We start from the raw sequence: 15745 nt of genomic DNA, 5'->3' as shown, positions 1-15745 counted from the left end.
CCCCGCAGTCGACCTACACGGATGACCCCCCACCAGCTAAGGCAGACGACGATGCGCAGATCCGCCATCTTTCTCGGCACCGTGGTCGCGGTGCTCGCCCTCGCCTCGTGTGGCTCCTCAACCGCCACCGCCGGCCGGTCCGGCGCCGCGTCCGCCCCCGGCGCGACGAAGATCACCATACAGGACGGCTTCGGCACCGTGGAGCTCCCCGCCCCGGCCACCCGCGTCGTCTCGCTGGAGTGGACCTACACCGAAGAGCTGCTCGCGCTCGACGTGACCCCGGTCGGCGTCGCCGACAAGGCCCTCTACAACGACTGGGTGACCGCCGGACCGCGCATCGCCGAGACCACGGTCGACGTCGGCACCCGCCAGGAGCCCAACCTGGAGACCATCGCCTCGCTCAAGCCCGATCTGATCGTGGGCAACTCCGACCGGCTCGCGAACAACATCGAGAGTCTCAAGGGGATCGCTCCCGTCGTCGCGTTCCGCTGGAACGATCCGGCGAAGAAGCAGCTCGCGGTCATGAAGGACACCTTCGGACAGCTCGGCAAGGCGGTCGGGAAGGACGCCGCGGCCGCCCAGGTGCTCGCGGGCCTCGACACCGCCATGGCGTCGGCGAAGGAGAAGCTCACCGGCGTCGGCGAGAAGTTCGCCCTGGCCTACCCGGCCGGAGGAGCGGGCGCGTCGACCGTGACGATCTTCGCCAAGCCCTCGCTGGCCTCCCAGATCTTTGAGGAGGCCGGCCTGACCAACGCGTGGACCGGCAACGCCGACACCGACGGACTCAGCACCGTCAGCGTCGAGGCGCTGACCGCCCTCCCCGCCGACGTCAACTTCCTGTACGTCTCCCCGTCCTCCGACGACACCTTCACACGGCTCGCGGGCAACAAGGTCTGGACCGGGCTGCCCTTCGTCAAGGCGGCCCATACCTACAAGCTCGATCCGACGCCGTGGTTCTACGGCGGACCGTCGTCCGCCGAGCAGTTGCTCACCCAGACCGTGGCGGCGCTGGTCAAATGAGCGCCGTCCTCGCATCCTCCGCCCCCGCCCCGGCGCGGCCCGCCCGGCGACCGGCCGTCCCTCTGACCTGCGGCGCCGTGCTCGGCCTGCTGGCCCTCGTGTTCCTCTGGCATCTGGGGCAGGGCGCGTCCCACCTCGGCGTCGGCGACGTGCTCCGGGTGCTCACCGGCGGTGGGGACCAGCTCGCGGACGACATCGTCTTCAGCGGCCGGCTGCCCCGGACGCTCGCCGGCCTGGTGGCGGGACTCGCCCTGGGCCTCGCCGGAGGGCTGATCCAGGGCGGCACCCGCAATCCGCTCGCGGCCCCCGACACGCTGGGCGTGAACGCGGGCGCCTACCTGGCGGTCACCGTCGCCAGCGCGACCGGACTGAGCGTCGGCGTGCTCGGCACCGGCGCCGCCGCCCTGGCCGGAGCCGTCGGCGCCGCGGCCCTCGTGTACGCGCTGGCCGGGCGGTCCCTGTACGCGCCCGGACGGGTGCTGCTGGCCGGCACGGCCGTCGCCCTGGCGGCCATGTCCCTCGCGCTGACGCTGCAGATGCTCGACGAGCAGACCGCCCGGGGCACGTTCTTCTGGGGCAACGGCTCGCTGATCCAGACCGGGCTGACCGTCCCTCTCTGGATGGGCGCGGCGACGCTGCTCCTGGCGACGGCCCTGCCCGGTCTCGTCCGTCCCCTCGACCTGCTCTCGCTCGGCGACGACACGGCGGAGGCCATGGGCGTGAACGCGGGCCGCATGCGCCTGTACGTCCTCCTGCTCTCCGTCGGCTTCGCCGCCGTGGCGGTCACCGTCGCGGGCCCGATCGGCTTCGTCGGCCTGGTGTCCCCGATCGTCGTGCGGATGGCGGGCATCCACCGGCACGCGTGGCTGCTCCCCCTGTCCGGCTCGGTGGGGGCGCTGCTGGTGCTGCTCGCCGACGGCGCAGGGCAGGCCCTGCAGACCGCCGCGGGTGGCGAGATCCCGGTCGGCGTCGTCACCGCCCTGGTAGGCGGCCCGGTCTTCCTGGTGCTCGTACGCCGGCTGACCACCGGCGACGCCGAGACCGGGGCCTCGGTCACCGAGGCGAAGCCGGTGACCGGGCGACGCTACGCCACCATCGTGGCGGCGGCGGCGATCCTGCTCGTCGCGGGGATCCTCGCGGGACTCTCCGTCGGCACGCTGAGCATCGATCTGTCGCAGATGCTCAACCCCGATCCGCTGATCCAGGGCGTGCTGTCCCAGCGATTCACGCGGGTGCTCGCCGCCGTCGGCGGCGGAGCCTGCCTCGCCGCGGCGGGCGGCGCCGTCCAGGCCGTCATCCGCAACCCGCTCGCCGAGCCGTCCTTGCTCGGGGTCACCGGCGGAGCGGCCATCGGCGCCGTCTCCGTGATCACCCTGGCGTCCACCGCCCCGCACTGGATGATCCCGGCGGCGGCGTCGTTCGGCGGCTTCCTCGCGCTGCTGCTGGTGATGGCCGTGGCCAGGCGGAAGGGGACCCTGGACCCCACCCGCGTGGTGCTGGTCGGCATCGGCCTGGCCGCGGCCACGTCAGCGGTCGTCCAGGTGCTGGCGTTGCGTTCCACGATGACGATCGGGGCGGTGCTGACCTGGCTGGCGGGCTCCACCTACGGCCGCGCGCCGGGCGATCTGCTCTGGCTGGTCGCCCCGCTGGTCGTCACGGTGCTGCTCGTCGCCGGCACCCGGCCGCTGGACATGCTGGCGCTGGGCGAGGACCTGCCGCGGGCGTTCGGGCTCGGACTGGGCCGGGTCCGCCTCCTCGTGCTGATGGGCGCGGTGGCGCTCGCCGCGGGGACCGCCGCGACGATCGGCGCCGTCGGCTTCGTCGGACTGATCGCGCCGCACCTCGCGCGCGGGCTCGTCGGCTCCTCGCACAAGCGGATGCTGCCCCTCGCGGCACTGCTCGGGGCGACCCTCGTGGTCGTCGCCGACACGATCGGACGCGTCGTCATCGACCCGCGGCAGATCCCCGTCGGAGTGATGACCGCCCTGGTCGGCACGCCGTACATGATCTGGCTGCTCCGTTCGAGCAGGAAGGCGAGCGGATGACGGCACAGGGCGCGCCGACCGGCGCGCTGCGCGAGATCACGGACCGGGCGCTCGACACCGCCATGAGCATGGGCGCCGACTACGCGGACGTGCGCGTCGTACGGCGGGTGGAGGAGTCGGTGACCGTGCGCACCGGCCGCGTGGAGAGCGTCGCCTCCGACGAGAGCGAGGGCGTCGGCATCCGGGTGTTCGCGTACGGCGCCTGGGGCTTCGCGGCGACGCGCCGCTACGACGCCGACGCGATCGACCGCGCCGCGGACGAGGCGGTACGGCTCGCCCGCGCCGCGGCGCCCTCGCTGCGGCGTCGCGTGACCCTGGCCGAGCGGCCCCGCGCGTACGGCACCTACGCCACGCCGGTGCGCGAGGACCCCTTCGCGCTGCCGCTGGAGGCCAAGGTGGCCGACCTGCTCGACGCCGACGCCGCCCTGGCCGTACCCGGAGTGGTGTCCACCATGTCGACGTACGCCGCCCAGCGGGAGTGGAAGACCTTCGCGGCCACGGACGGCAGCCTCACCGAGCAGGTGTTCACCCACGTGGGAGCGGGCGTCGAGGCGCACGCCGTGCGGGGGAACGAGCACCAGCGGCGCAGCTACCCGGAGGCGCGCGGCGGCCGGTGGCGGCAGGCGGGCTACGAGTTCGTCCGCGAGCTCGACCTGAAGGGGAACGCGGCCCGGTGCGGCGAGGAGGCGGTGGCCCTGCTCTCCGCGCCGTCGTGCCCGGAGGGCCCCGCCACGGTCGTCATCGACCCCAGCCAGCTCTACCTGCAGATCCACGAGTCGTGCGGGCACGCCGCCGAGCTCGACCGGGTCTTCGGCGCGGAGGCGAGTTACGCGGGGACCAGCTTCCTGACCACGGACCTGCTGGACTCGGGCTTCCGATACGGCTCCGACCTCGTCACCCTGGTCGCCGACGCGACCGTCCCCGGCGGCCCGGGATCGTTCGGCTGGGACGACGAGGGGGTGGCGGCGCAGCGGACCACCCTGGTGGAGAACGGCATCCTCACCGGATACCTGACGTCGCGCGACACGGCCTCCCGTGTCGGCAGGCCGTCCGGGGGCACCGTACGCGCGGAGAGTTGGAACCGGCTTCCGCTCGTCCGGATGACCAACGTCAACCTCATGCCGGTGCCCGGCATGAGCCTGCAGGACATCGTGGCCGACACGGACGACGGCCTCTACCTGACCACGAATCGCAGTTGGTCCATCGACGACCGCCGGTGGAACTTCCAGTTCGGCACCGAGATCGCGTACGAGATCAAGGGCGGCAGGCTGGGACGCATCCTGAAGAACCCCGTCTACTCGGGGATCACGCCGGAGTTCTGGCGCTCCTGCGACGCGGTCGCCGACGAGCGGAGCTACGTCATGTACGGCAATCCCAACTGCGCCAAGGGCCTGCCGCCGCAGTGCGTACAGGTCGGCCACGGCTGTTCGGGCGCGCGGTTCCGAGGTGTGCGGATGGCGGCGGGACGATGACGACCGAGCGATCCGCGGAACTCGAAAGATACGCCGAACGGCTGCTGGAACGCGCGCGACGGCACGGCGCGACGGACGCCGAGGTGAGCGTGGAGAGCCGGTTGTCGGCGCTGACCAGGTTCGCCGACTCGGAGATCCACCAGAGCGTCACGGAGGACACCGTCCGGGTGAATCTCCGCTACGTGCAGGGCAGGCGGTACGGCATGGCGGCGACGGGGCGGCTGGACGACGCCGCGCTCGACACCCTGGTCGAGGGCGCCGCGGCGAACGCGGCCGGGACGGCCGAGACCGACGACTGGCCCGGCCTGCCGGAGCCGGGGCCGATCCCGGACGTGACCGGCGCCTACGCCGCCGCGACCGGTGAGGCCACGCCCGAACTCCGCGCCGGCATCGTGCGCGAGGTCATCGCGGCGGCCGACGCGGCCGGCGTCGGCGCGTACGGCTCCTACGCGACCGGCACCGTCACGACGGCGGTGCTCAACAGCCGGGGCGTGCGTGCCGTACAGACGCGGAGCGACGCCTGGCTGGTCACCGTGCACATGTCACCCGACGGCGGCACCGGCTACGCCGAGACCTGCGCGGTGGACGTGGCGGACGTCGACGGCGCGGCCCTCGGCCGGGAGGCGGCCGGTAAGGCGCGCGCCGCCGACAACGCCGTCGTCCTCAACCCGGGGGAGTGCCCCGTGGTCCTGGAGGAGTACGCGGTGGCGGACCTGCTGGCCAAGCTGGGCCGATGCGGGTTCAACGCGCGCGCCGTGCAGGAGGGGCAGTCCTTCGCCGCGCCGGGGGTCCGCGTCGCCGGCGACCTCGTCACCGTCTGGGACGACGGAACCGACCCGGCGGGGCTGCCCAGCGCCTTCGACCACGAGGGCGTCGGCAAGGAACGCGTCAGCCTCATCGACCGCGGCAGGTGCGTGGGACTGGTCCACGACACCGGAACCGCGGCGAGGGCGGGGATCCGCTCCACCGGGCACGCGCTCCCCGCGCCCAACCCGGTCGGGCCCCTCCCGACGAACATGTTCATGGCGCCGGGGCGGCTGTCCCGGGAGGAACTGGTCGGACGGCTGGATCGGGGGCTCCTCGTCACCCGCTTCTACTACACCAACCCGGTGGATCCCAAGCGCGCGGTCGTCACCGGCGTGACCCGGGACGGCGTCTTCCTCGTCGAGCACGGAGAGATCGTCGCGCCCGTTCGCGACCTGCGCTTCAGCCAGAGCTATCTGGACGTGCTGCGCAGGGTCAGCGCGATCGGCCGGGACCGCAGGACAGTACGCGGCTGGTTCGGAGGGGTGTCGGTTCTCGGCGACATCACCGTCCCCGCCGTGCTCGTCGACGGATTCCGCTTCTCCGGCTAGCTCCGGGGGCGGCGAGACAGCCCTTGGCCGATCATCCTTCCGCTCACAGGAAGAAGATCGAACAGCCGAGGGCTGTCCGGTGACCAGCGCACATGAGGGATCTGCCAGGGCCGCCCGACCGGACAGCGGCGTGGAAGAAGGATGAAGGGGGCGCTGGTTCCGACGGCTTTGACCTTCACCCCCCACGCTCGGCTTGTCGTCTTCGTCGACTACCAGAACCTGCACGGCGCCGCCCTCCAGTCGTTCTGGCCACAAGGAACCCATCCGGCGGTCGGTCACGTCGACCCGCTCAATCTCGGGCAGTTCCTTGCCGCTCGGCGGACCGCCAACGGCTACCCCAGCACTCTCACCGGGGTGCGCGTCTACCGGGGCCGGCCCAGCTCCACGCGCATGCCCGCGGCGGCGGCGATCGGATCCGCGTAGGCAGGTCTACGCAGGCCGGGCTCGCCGCGATCCGTGAACGGCGTGAGCACGCCGGTCGCGGGGGGCGCCGGGATCGGTCAGGCCGCAGTCGCCGCATTTATCACCCGATACGCGGTAGTACAGGCAGCAACTGCGCCGGACGAAGAACGGGTGGCCAGGGGAGGGCTCCGCCAGCTCCCCGGTGTCGCGCAACGGGCCGATGTCCAGCAGTTCCCGGCCCAGCGTGAGCGCCGGTCCGGTGAGTTCGGGACGTACGCGGACGAGGGCCCGCATGGTCCCGGCCAGGGCCGAGGCCGCGTTGCCCCACAGCAGGCCCGGTGCGATCTTCACGACCGCCCGGACCGCCTCGCCGAGCGGTTCCAGCAGGCCGATCACCACAGTCCGGTACAGCGCATCGGCGGCCTGTACCGGGTCGCGGACCTCCCATCCGGCCGGATCGGTGACGCGCAGGGGCAGCACGCCGTCGGGGGCCGCGTGCCAGTGGACGTGCCGGGGGTCCAGGTCGATGAGCAGGCCGTGGGCCACGGCCGCGCCGAAGGCGGGTGAGCACAGCCGGGAGGCGACCTTCTGGAACAGGATCGAGGCGGCCACCCGGGTCTCGTCGGTGCCCATGTGTCCGGCCATGTCACGGATCACGGCCTCCAGGCCGCCGGGATCGGTGAGCAGGTCGGTGAGGGGCCGCCAGCCGGCCTCGGCCCGGCTGACGCCGAGCTCGAAGCGGCCGCCGACGGAGGAGATGTCGGCGATCACGCGGAGGACGGCCGAGGGAGAGGCGGGCGGCAGGCCCGTCTGGAGCTTCGTCAGGGGCAGCCTGTGCTGATCCATTGTCACACCGCCGGTGAGGTCAGGGCCGCGCGGACGCGCGGCAGTACGGCGATCACTGCGGGAGCGCCGAAGGTGGTGGTCACTGTTGTGAGCGAAAGCACGGCGCCGATCACCCACTTCGCCCCTCAAGGGCGGCGGGGCCGCTGAGGGGTGCGAGCGAAGCGCCGCCGACTGGCTTCAGCGGCGACGACTGGAGATCGCCGCTGCCGTCTTCGCCTTCGACGAACTGGAGGGTTGAGGCGACGACGCCCCGGGTTGCGCCTGCGCGGTACTATGTAACAGGTGTTTCACTGCATCTTATGCTTCAATATCCATGCCGGATATGTCAATAGATCGCACAGTCGATGGATCCTGCTCGCGTCGCCGCCTGGACTCGAGTCGGAGCCGTTCTTCTCGCGGTTCCGACCGTGCGTCAGTCTCCGGCTGTCGGCACAAGGACGGCTTTCGCCGAGGCGCTCAGTTCGGTTCGTCGAGGCCGAGCAGTCGCCCCCAGACGGCCTGGGCCGTCTCCTGATAGGACCTGGTCAGCGCGACCAGTCGTCGGTGGGGCTCAGGGGCGCAGAGTTCTTCGGGCAGCAGGGGGTCGTTCACGATCGTCGCGATCGCCCGGCTGCCGAGGAGGAGGGACTCGCGTGCGAACTCCTCGGCGCTCAGCGTGCTGAGGCGGTCGCGGCTCCTGGTGAGCTCGTCCGCCGTCCGGTCGAGTCGCGCGACGAGCTCGCCGGTGTCCCAAAGTCGTCGCAGCTCATGGTCGGTCGCCGGATCGAGCTGATCGATCCCGAACACGCCGGCTCCCGGGGCCATGCCGGTGTTCCCCAGGGTCCCGCGCAGCCCGTCGACGCCGTCGCGGAGGTTGTCGGGGCGTACGTGGAGCGCGCCGCGCCAGGCGCGGAACCCCAGGAGTTGCAGCGCGCGCTCGTGGTGGCGCAGGGTCGCGCGGTCGGTGCGGGCGGTGGTGGAGTTCTCGACCGCGACCCAGCGCCCGTTCCACGGAACGACGGAGAGGTGCCGGTCTTCCCAGTGCTCGACATGGGGGTAGGTGCGCAGACGGTCGGGATGCAGGGTGTAGGTGCCGCGGCCGTCGCGGTCCAGCACCCCCTCCTCGTTCAACCGCGTCGTCGCCATGCGGATGCTCGGCCCGCTCAGTCCCACGATCTCGCCGGCGCGACACAGCGCCGAGATCGAGAACCTGGTGTGCGGGCGGGCTGTCACCAGGTCCAACAGGAGCTTGCGGGCCGTCAGCTCGGTCATTTGTAACGGCTCCTAGACAAAAATTTCCATGGCGCGTTATAAAGGCACTCCGTTGCTCCACTGTAGGACCACGGAGGTAGTGATGGCTGATGTGCGGGTCGAGGTCGAGGGCACGACCACCACGATCTGGCTGGACCGTCCCGACCGGCGCAACGCGGTCGACGGCGCGATGGCCGCGGAGCTGCGGGCGGCGTTCGAGGAGTTCGAGGCCGATCCGGGTCAACGCGTGGCTGTGCTCGCCGGCTCGGGCGGGACGTTCTGCGCCGGAGCCGACCTGACCGCGGTGGGCGACCCGGCTCGCCGCAACGAGCTCGACCCCTCCGGCGGCGGCAGCGGCCCGATGGGACCGACCCGGCTCCAGCTCGGCAAGCCTCTCATCGCCGCGATCGGCGGGTACGCCGTCGCGGGCGGACTCGAGCTGGCCCTCCTCGCCGACCTGCGAATCGTGGAGCGCGACGCGGTGCTGGGCGTCTTCTGCCGCCGGTGGGGGGTGCCGCTCATCGACGGCGGCACGGTCCGCCTGCCGCGGATCGTCGGCCTGGGCCGGGCACTCGACCTGATCTTGACCGGACGTCCGGTCAAGGCCGACGAGGCGCTCGCGATGGGACTGGCCAACCGCGTCGTCGAACCCGGCCAGGCGGTCGACGCCGCACGGGAGCTCGCCGCCCAGATCGCGGCCTTCCCGTTCGAGTGCGTGCTGACCGACCGCGCCTCGGTCTACGCCGGGCTCGATCTGACCGTCGCCGAGGCGCTGCGCGCCGAGGGAGCCGCGGGCGTCCCCGTCGTGGAGCGCGAGGGCGTGGCCGGCGCCGCCCGCTTCGCCGCCGGCGAAGGCCGGCACGGAAGCTTCACCCCGAGAGGAGACCAGCATGAGCCCCACCACCCGTGAGCTGATCGTTCGCGGCGCGCGGCAGCACGCCGACCGGGTCGCCGTCGTGTTCGGCGAGGAGGAACTGACCTACGCGCAGGTCGACCGGCTGAGCAACCGGCTCGCTCACGTGCTGAGGGAAGCGGGCGCCGGGCACCGCCGGCGGGTCGGTCTTCTCGTGAACAACAGCCTGCTCAGCGTCCCGCTCGACTTCGCCTGCGTGAAGGCCGGGATCAACCGGGTCCCGCTCAACGCGCGGTTGTCGGTCGCCGAGCACGTCACCATGCTCACCGACACCCGATGCGAGCTCGTGGTGTTCGGGCCGGACCTGACCGGCCGCGCCCGTGAACTGGCCGCCGCGCTCCCTCATGTCGTCTTCCTGGGCTTGGAGACCGGCCTGGGGGACGAGCCGAGCTTGATGCGCAGGGCGGAGAACGCGCCGGCGAGTCCGCCCGACGTCCCGGTCGAGCCCGACGACGTGATCCTGACCCTGTTCACCTCCGGGACGACCGGCACCCTGAAGGCGGCCCGGCACACGCAGGCGTCCTACGCGGCGATCTGCCGGAACGTGCTGCTCAACCTCTTCCCGGCCACGCGTGACGACGTCATGCTCCACGCCGCGAGCCTGATCCACGCCAGCGGGGTGTTCGTGCTGCCGCTGTGGCTGCGCGGCGGCCGTACGGTGATCCTCCCCGGCTTCCTGCCCGGGGCGTTCCTGGAGGCGATCCCGCGCTACGGGGCGACCGCGACCACCCTGGTGCCGACCATGATCCAGATGCTGGTCGAGCACCCGGCCTTCGAGACCACCGACGTCTCCACGCTGCGCCGGGTCATCTACGGCGCCTCGCCCATGCCGCGTCCCACCATCGAGCGCGCCATGCGCGGGTGGGGCCGGGAGCGCTTCTGGCAGTACTACGGGCAGACCGAGATCCCGCTGTGCATCGCCGTACTCCGGCCCGAGGACCACGTCGGCGAGCGGCTCGCCGCGTGCGGGCAGATCGCGATCGAGATCGACCTGCGCCTGCTCGACGAGGACGGCCGCGAGGTCGCCCCGGGCGAGCCAGGGGAGATCGTGGTGCGCGGGCCCTCGGCGATCGCCGGGTACTTCAACGCCCCGGAACTGACCGCGCAGACCTTCCGCGGCGGCTGGGTCCACACCCGCGACATCGGGGTCCTGGACGACGACGGCTTCCTGTTCCTCAAGGACCGGACCTCCGACATGATCATCAGTGGCGGCTACAACGTCTATCCGCGGGAGGTCGAGGACGCGCTGCTGGAGCACCCGGCGGTGCGCGAGGCCGCCGTCGTCGGCACCCCCGACGAGCGCTGGGTGGAGGCGGTCACCGCCGTCGTGGTCGTCGCCGACGGTGTCGAGCCGGACGACGAACTGCGCGAGAAGCTGGTCGCGCACGTGGCCGAGAAGGTGGCGTCCTACAAGAAGCCGCGCAAGGTCGTCTTCCGCGACGCCATCCCCAAGACGGCTGTCGGCAAGCTCGACCGCAAGCGCCTGCGCGTCGAACTCGCGGCCGAGCGCTGAGGGGCACGCGCGCATCCAGCGCGTGCCCTGGTCGGCAAAGCGCCTGGCCGAGCGCGCGCCGGAGGGCCGAATCCGCTCGGCCTGGATGTGCCGCCGTCGCACACGGCGGAGCCCACCGCCGAGCCACCGTGCCCCTGGTCCCGATCGGACTCGCCCTGGGCTCATTCGCGGGCACGACGGACGTCACCCTGCCGCTCTCCCGGAGGAGCGTTCAGGGGCGAACGGAATCCCGCCGGCCAGGGCGCGCAGGCCGAGGGTGAGCGCCTCGCCCAGCAGGCTCACCCCGATGGACAGCGTGATCGGCCGTACATCCTCCGACGCTCCGGAGATGAGGCCGAGCCCGAAGTCGGCCGCCGCCGAGGCGACCCATACCAGCAGGGTCCACACCGTGTAGCTCAGAGACCTTACGTGGTCCACACTGAACCGTGTGCGACTCCCTTGAACTGCAACAGGGATCGCAACGGACGATTCCGGAGACCAGGTGTCAGCGCCGTATCGCCCCTTCGATGCGAAGGACAAGGCCGACCAGGACCACCAGCGCAAAGACGCCGAGAACTTGCCAAGATGGATCTCCGCTCGCGAAGACCAACGGCAGGGAAGCGGCCGAGGGCCAGGGGCGAAGGTGGAGCTCCCTGCTGGAAGAACGACCTTCGCCCCTGTGTCTTCCGTGGCTCCGCCACATCGGGGGGCTGCCTGTTGAGAAGCGGAACCGTCGCCGACGCTCGTGGGCCGGACATCTGGACAATCCATGCCGACCGGTCGGCCGAGCCTCACCTCCCGCGACTTGTGCGATCGGTGCTCAAATCGGCCGCGAGGGGGCAAGTAGGCCGAGGCCGCGGGCCACGTCCTCGGCGCGCTTCAGCACGTCGTCCTGCCACGGGGTGAGCGGGTGCTGCGGAGAGGGGGCCCAAATGTCGTCGAAGGGGTCTCCGACGCCGGTTTCGTACCCCGACAGGGTCTCCAGCACGGCCAGCCCGCAGAACGGGACGTACACGGGGGAGTAGCCGCCCTCGTGCGACATGACCAGGCGGCCCTGGCAGACCTCGTCGGCGACGTCCATCAGCTGCCGGGTCAGCGCGCGGTACCCGGCGGCCGTGACGGTCATCCGCCCCAGCGGGTCCGCCGCGCAGGCGTCGAACCCGCTCGCCACCATGATCAGTTCGGGGGCGAAGGCCCGTACGGCGGGGGTCACCACGCGGCGGAACGCCTCGGTGTAGGCGCCGTTGCCGCAGCCGGCCGGGAGCGGGATGTTGAGCGCCGCGCCCGCGCCCGCTCCCTCGCCGGTCTCCGCGAACGTGCCGCTGTGCTGCGGGAACAGGTGCTCCTGGTGGATGGAGACGGTCAGCACGTCGGGGTCCTCGTAGAACGCCGACTGTGTGCCGTTGCCGTGGTGCACGTCGTAGTCGACGACCGCCACCCGGCGCACCCCATGGTTGGCGCGCGCCCACTCCACGGCGACCGCGATGTTGGCGAACAGGCAGTAGCCCATGCCGCTGTCGCGCTCCGCGTGGTGCCCCGGCGGGCGGACCAGCGCGTACGCGTTGTCCGCCCTCCCCATCAGCACCGCCTCGGTCGCCGCGATCGTCCCGCCCGCCGCGAGCCGGGCGATCTCGTACGAACCCGGCCCGAAGGGGGACTGGCCGTCGCCCGCGTCGCCGCCGCCCGCTTCGCTCAGGGCCCGGATGCGCGCCACGTACTCGGGGGTGTGCACGCGCAGCAGGTCCTCTTCCGCGGCGGGTCGCGCCGGAACGCGGACCAGGTGGTCGAGCAGCCCGGAGACCTCGACGAGCCCGGCGAACCGGGTCTTGGACTCCGGGCTCTCGAAGTTCCGGAAGGGCTGGACGGCCCCACCCGCGGGCAGCAACCCGGCGTGCGTGCCGGTGTCGTGCCAGGCGTAGCGCTCGTGCCAGACGTATCCGGTGGTCATGATGTTCCAGGCTCCTTACTGTGCGGGGACGGGTTCGCCGTGGGTCGCGTCGGAGACGTCGTCGAAGAGGGAGGCGATCCGGGCCTCCTCGGCCCGCGAGCGCGGTCCGAGGAACGCGACGCCGACATAGACGGCGGTGTTGACGATCAGCCCGGCAACGCCGGAGGTCAGGCCGCCGAGCCAGGGGATCGAGGTCTCGTACACCGCCTGGAGCACCGCGGCGACGGCGAAGCCGCTCAGCATGGCCGCGATCGCCCCGGCCGCGGTTCCGCGCCTCCAGAAGATGCCGAGGAAGAGCGCCGGCGCGAGCTGGCAGATGCCCTGGTAGGAGATGATCGCGAGGCTGTACAGGCCCTCGCTGGTCGTGGTCGCGGCGGCGGCGGCCGCGGCGAGCACGGTCAGCACGATCACGGCCACCTTGGCCGTGGCGGTCTCCCGTCCGTCGTCGGGACGGTCGTCCGCGCGGCGGGGCAGCACGTCGTTGGTGATCAGGGCGCCGCAGGCCTGCATGTTGGCGTCGACGTTGCCCATGGTGGCGGCCAGGACGATGACCCCGGCCAGGGACACGAGAACCGTGCCGCCGACGCCCGCGGTGATGAACCAGACGTGGTCGGGTTCGGCCGAGACGCCCGGGACCGTCGAGGCCAGCATGCCCAGCAGGCTGAGCGCGGTGGCGAAGACGAGGACGAAGGGCGCGATCTGGACCGCCGACCGCTTGATGACCGCCGTGCTGCGGGCCGTGAACAGCCGTACGAAGATGTCGGGCCAGCACCAGCCGCCGAGCGCGCCGGTCAGCACGATCGACATCAGGTACAGCGGGCCGGCCTCGCTGCCGGGCCCGGGCAGCGAGAAGAACGTGCCGGGGACCTTGTCCAGCGTGTGCCCGTTCGTGAGCAGCCACACCAGCAGCCCGAGGATGACGCACAGCCCCAGCACGTACGCCACCAAGCCCTGCACCATGTCGCTGACCACGACGCCGCGCATGCCCATGCGGACCGTCCAGATCTGGCGCAGCGCGAGGAAGCCGATGCCGATCAGGATGGCGGCGTTCGCCGACACCCGTCCGAAGGACAGGTACGAGAACACCAGGCCGAGGGACTGCAGTCCCAGCACGAGCCAGGGGAACGACGCCACGACACCGATGACGGCGGCGACGGTCCGCACGTGGCGGGAGCCGAAGCGCCGACCGAGGAAGTCCGCCTGGGTGCGCAGGTCGAAGCGGCGTCCCCAGTCGTGCACGCGCTGGGCCATGAAGAACATCAGCACCATGGCGAGCAGCGAGTACGGCAGGTAGTAGAAGCCGATCACCCCGGCGCCGGCGGCCAGGCCGGTGAAGGAGATGAAGATCGATCCGGGCAGCCAGGTGTTCAGGAACGACATGGTCTGATACCAGGACCCGAAGGAACGTCCGGCGACGGTGTAGTCGCTGAAGTCGTCGTTCGCCCTCTTGGAGCGTTCGAGGACCAGGACGATCAGCAGGAGCAGCAGGGCGATCGCGCCGTACCCGACCAGCATGTTCACGACAGGCCTCCGGGGGTGGCCGCGGGCGGGCGGTCGAGCACGTACATGATCACGATGCTGGCGAGGACGACGGCTCCGCCGCCGATGAAGTAGAGCAGGGAGAGCGTGGCGTCCGCGCGGCCTCCGACCAGCCAGTACACGGGCGGGCAGAGCGTCAGGACGACGTCGAGGATGAGCAGGGCCGCGAACAGGCCGCGCGGCCGGGGACGGGTATGGGGGGCGTGGTTCATGGCGGTCCTTCGTGCCGATGTGCGATGGGGGGACCACGTTGAAGATGCCGGAACGTTCCGGCGTCGTTAAAGTAAAGGCATCCGGAACGTTCCGGCAAGACCTCGGAGTTAAAGACGTGAAAAATGCCGAGGGGCGGGCGCAGTCACCGACAGGCGTGCCGGGTGCCGCGCCGCCGCCCCCCGAAACCCCCGCGGGGCCCGCCCGTTCCGTGACGATCGTCGACGTGGCCCGGCACGCGGGGGTCTCCAAGACCACCGCGTCCGACGCGCTGTCCGGCGCCGGCCGTGTCTCGGCACGGACCCGGGCCCGGATCGAGGAGGTCGCCGCCCGTCTCGGCTACCACCCCAACACGGCCGCCCGCCACCTGCGCAACAGCCGCGTCGGCGCCGTCGGCCTCTACCTGCCGCGCCAGGTCATGGGCACGGGTTTCTACATGGAGTTCGCCTTCGGGATCGCCGAGCGGGCCCGGGTGGCCGGGCTCGACCTCACCCTGCTCGGCCCCGATTCCAGCGGGATCAAGGCGCCCCGGCTCCGCGTGGACGGCCTGATCATCCTGGACCCCATTCAGGACGACCCGGTCGTCGCCGACCTGCTCGGCGGCGGCGTTCCGGTGGTCACCGTGGGACACCACCGGGGTGCCGGTCCCGTGCCCCGCGGCATCCTGAGCGCGGACCACGTGGCGACGACCACCCAGCTCCTCGAGCACCTCAGTGCTCGCGGCGCCGCCATGCCCGGGCTGATCACGACGGACGGGGACTTCCTCACCGACTGGTCGCTGACGCTGCGGGACACCTACGAGCGGTGGTGCGCGGCGCACGGCGTCGAACCCGCCGTCAGAGACGTCGCGGTGGACGCCTCGCCCGAGACGCTCGACGCGGTCGTGCGTGACCTGATGGCCGCCCGTCCCGACCTCGACGCCCTCGTCTGCGCCCCGGACGGCAGCGCCCTGCGCGCGCTCGGCACCCTCCGGTCGCTCGGACGGCAGGTCGGCGAGGAACTGCTGCTCGCGTCGTGTGTGGCGAGCCAGAGCCTCGAGATGTGCGACCCGCCGATCACCGCCGTCGACCTGCGCCCGCGTGCCTACGGCGTGAGCGCGGCCGAACTGCTCGCGGAGATCCTGGCGACGGACGCGCCCGGCGACGAGCCGGTCAATCGGGTGCACCCGACCGAGCTCCGGGTTCGCGCCTCGACCGGCTCCGGCGCCCGGATCTCCACCCCCACCACCCCCCGAGACGCTGAAGAGGGAGCCGCTCGATGACCCATCTCGCGT

General features: G+C 71.9%; 14 protein-coding genes. 8 read left to right on the top strand and 6 right to left on the bottom strand.

Annotation, left to right across the window (positions count from 1 at the left end):
• Positions 1–51 precede the first annotated feature (51 nt).
• From AWQ68_RS17905 to AWQ68_RS17885, 5 genes are all read left to right on the top strand, one after another.
• Positions 52–1020 (top strand): ABC transporter substrate-binding protein, encoded by a 969-nt coding sequence (locus tag AWQ68_RS17905; RefSeq protein WP_066941807.1) that lies wholly within the window; start codon positions 52–54, stop codon positions 1018–1020.
• A complete protein-coding gene (locus tag AWQ68_RS17900) occupies positions 1017–3065 on the top strand; it encodes an iron ABC transporter permease (RefSeq protein ID WP_066941805.1) in 2049 nt (682 codons plus the stop codon). The genes AWQ68_RS17905 and AWQ68_RS17900 overlap by 4 nt, the downstream gene beginning before the upstream one ends.
• Positions 3062–4537, top strand: coding sequence for a TldD/PmbA family protein (locus AWQ68_RS17895; RefSeq protein ID WP_218006914.1), 1476 nt, complete (start codon positions 3062–3064; stop codon positions 4535–4537). Before AWQ68_RS17900 ends, AWQ68_RS17895 begins: the two co-directional genes overlap by 4 nt.
• The gene (locus AWQ68_RS17890; protein ID WP_066941803.1) at positions 4534–5892 is read left to right on the top strand and encodes a TldD/PmbA family protein; all 1359 of its coding nucleotides are present in this window, start codon (positions 4534–4536) and stop codon (positions 5890–5892) included. Before AWQ68_RS17895 ends, AWQ68_RS17890 begins: the two co-directional genes overlap by 4 nt.
• A gap of 141 nt (positions 5893–6033) precedes the next feature.
• The gene (locus AWQ68_RS17885) at positions 6034–6315 is read left to right on the top strand and encodes a hypothetical protein (RefSeq protein WP_157545415.1); all 282 of its coding nucleotides are present in this window, start codon (positions 6034–6036) and stop codon (positions 6313–6315) included.
• Positions 6316–6321: 6 nt separating this feature from the next.
• Here the strand turns inward: AWQ68_RS17885 and AWQ68_RS17880 are convergent, their stop codons facing one another.
• Together AWQ68_RS17880 and AWQ68_RS17875 are read right to left on the bottom strand one after the other, a co-directional pair.
• On the bottom strand, positions 6322–7140 hold the full coding sequence (locus AWQ68_RS17880) for a (2Fe-2S)-binding protein (RefSeq protein ID WP_066941799.1): 819 nt from the start codon (positions 7138–7140) through the stop codon (positions 6322–6324).
• A 456-nt stretch (positions 7141–7596) separates the two neighbouring features.
• The gene (locus tag AWQ68_RS17875; RefSeq protein WP_084464128.1) at positions 7597–8391 is read right to left on the bottom strand and encodes a hypothetical protein; all 795 of its coding nucleotides are present in this window, start codon (positions 8389–8391) and stop codon (positions 7597–7599) included.
• 82 nt (positions 8392–8473) lie between these two features.
• Between AWQ68_RS17875 and AWQ68_RS17870 the strand changes: the two genes are divergently transcribed.
• Complete coding sequence (locus tag AWQ68_RS17870) at positions 8474–9280, top strand: crotonase/enoyl-CoA hydratase family protein (RefSeq protein ID WP_066941797.1); 807 nt, start codon at positions 8474–8476, stop codon at positions 9278–9280.
• Positions 9261–10796, top strand: coding sequence for a class I adenylate-forming enzyme family protein (locus AWQ68_RS17865; RefSeq protein ID WP_066941795.1), 1536 nt, complete (start codon positions 9261–9263; stop codon positions 10794–10796). The genes AWQ68_RS17870 and AWQ68_RS17865 overlap by 20 nt, the downstream gene beginning before the upstream one ends.
• A gap of 183 nt (positions 10797–10979) precedes the next feature.
• On the opposite strand, the gene AWQ68_RS17860 is transcribed toward AWQ68_RS17865, so the two are convergent.
• The 4 genes from AWQ68_RS17860 to AWQ68_RS17845 all read right to left on the bottom strand — a co-directional run bounded on the left by AWQ68_RS17860 (position 10980) and on the right by AWQ68_RS17845 (position 14474).
• A complete protein-coding gene (locus tag AWQ68_RS17860) occupies positions 10980–11213 on the bottom strand; it encodes a hypothetical protein (protein ID WP_157545413.1) in 234 nt (77 codons plus the stop codon).
• A 382-nt stretch (positions 11214–11595) separates the two neighbouring features.
• The gene (locus tag AWQ68_RS17855; protein WP_066941791.1) at positions 11596–12723 is read right to left on the bottom strand and encodes a histone deacetylase-like amidohydrolase; all 1128 of its coding nucleotides are present in this window, start codon (positions 12721–12723) and stop codon (positions 11596–11598) included.
• Between the two features lie 15 nt (positions 12724–12738).
• The gene (locus tag AWQ68_RS17850) at positions 12739–14238 is read right to left on the bottom strand and encodes a sodium:solute symporter family protein (RefSeq protein ID WP_066942128.1); all 1500 of its coding nucleotides are present in this window, start codon (positions 14236–14238) and stop codon (positions 12739–12741) included.
• A gap of 2 nt (positions 14239–14240) precedes the next feature.
• Entirely contained in the window at positions 14241–14474 is a 234-nt protein-coding gene (locus AWQ68_RS17845; RefSeq protein WP_066941789.1) for a hypothetical protein, read from the bottom strand.
• A gap of 209 nt (positions 14475–14683) precedes the next feature.
• On the opposite strand from AWQ68_RS17845, the gene AWQ68_RS17840 reads away from it, so the two are divergent.
• A complete protein-coding gene (locus AWQ68_RS17840; protein ID WP_169808939.1) occupies positions 14684–15733 on the top strand; it encodes a LacI family DNA-binding transcriptional regulator in 1050 nt (349 codons plus the stop codon).
• The last annotated feature ends 12 nt before the right edge of the window (positions 15734–15745 follow it).

Origin of the sequence: Microtetraspora fusca (assembly GCF_001570365.1) — a bacterium.
Taxonomy (GTDB): domain Bacteria; phylum Actinomycetota; class Actinomycetes; order Streptosporangiales; family Streptosporangiaceae; genus Microtetraspora; species Microtetraspora fusca.
Note: the sequence above shows the minus strand (reverse complement) of the source record. Positions and strands in the feature narration are given on the sequence as shown.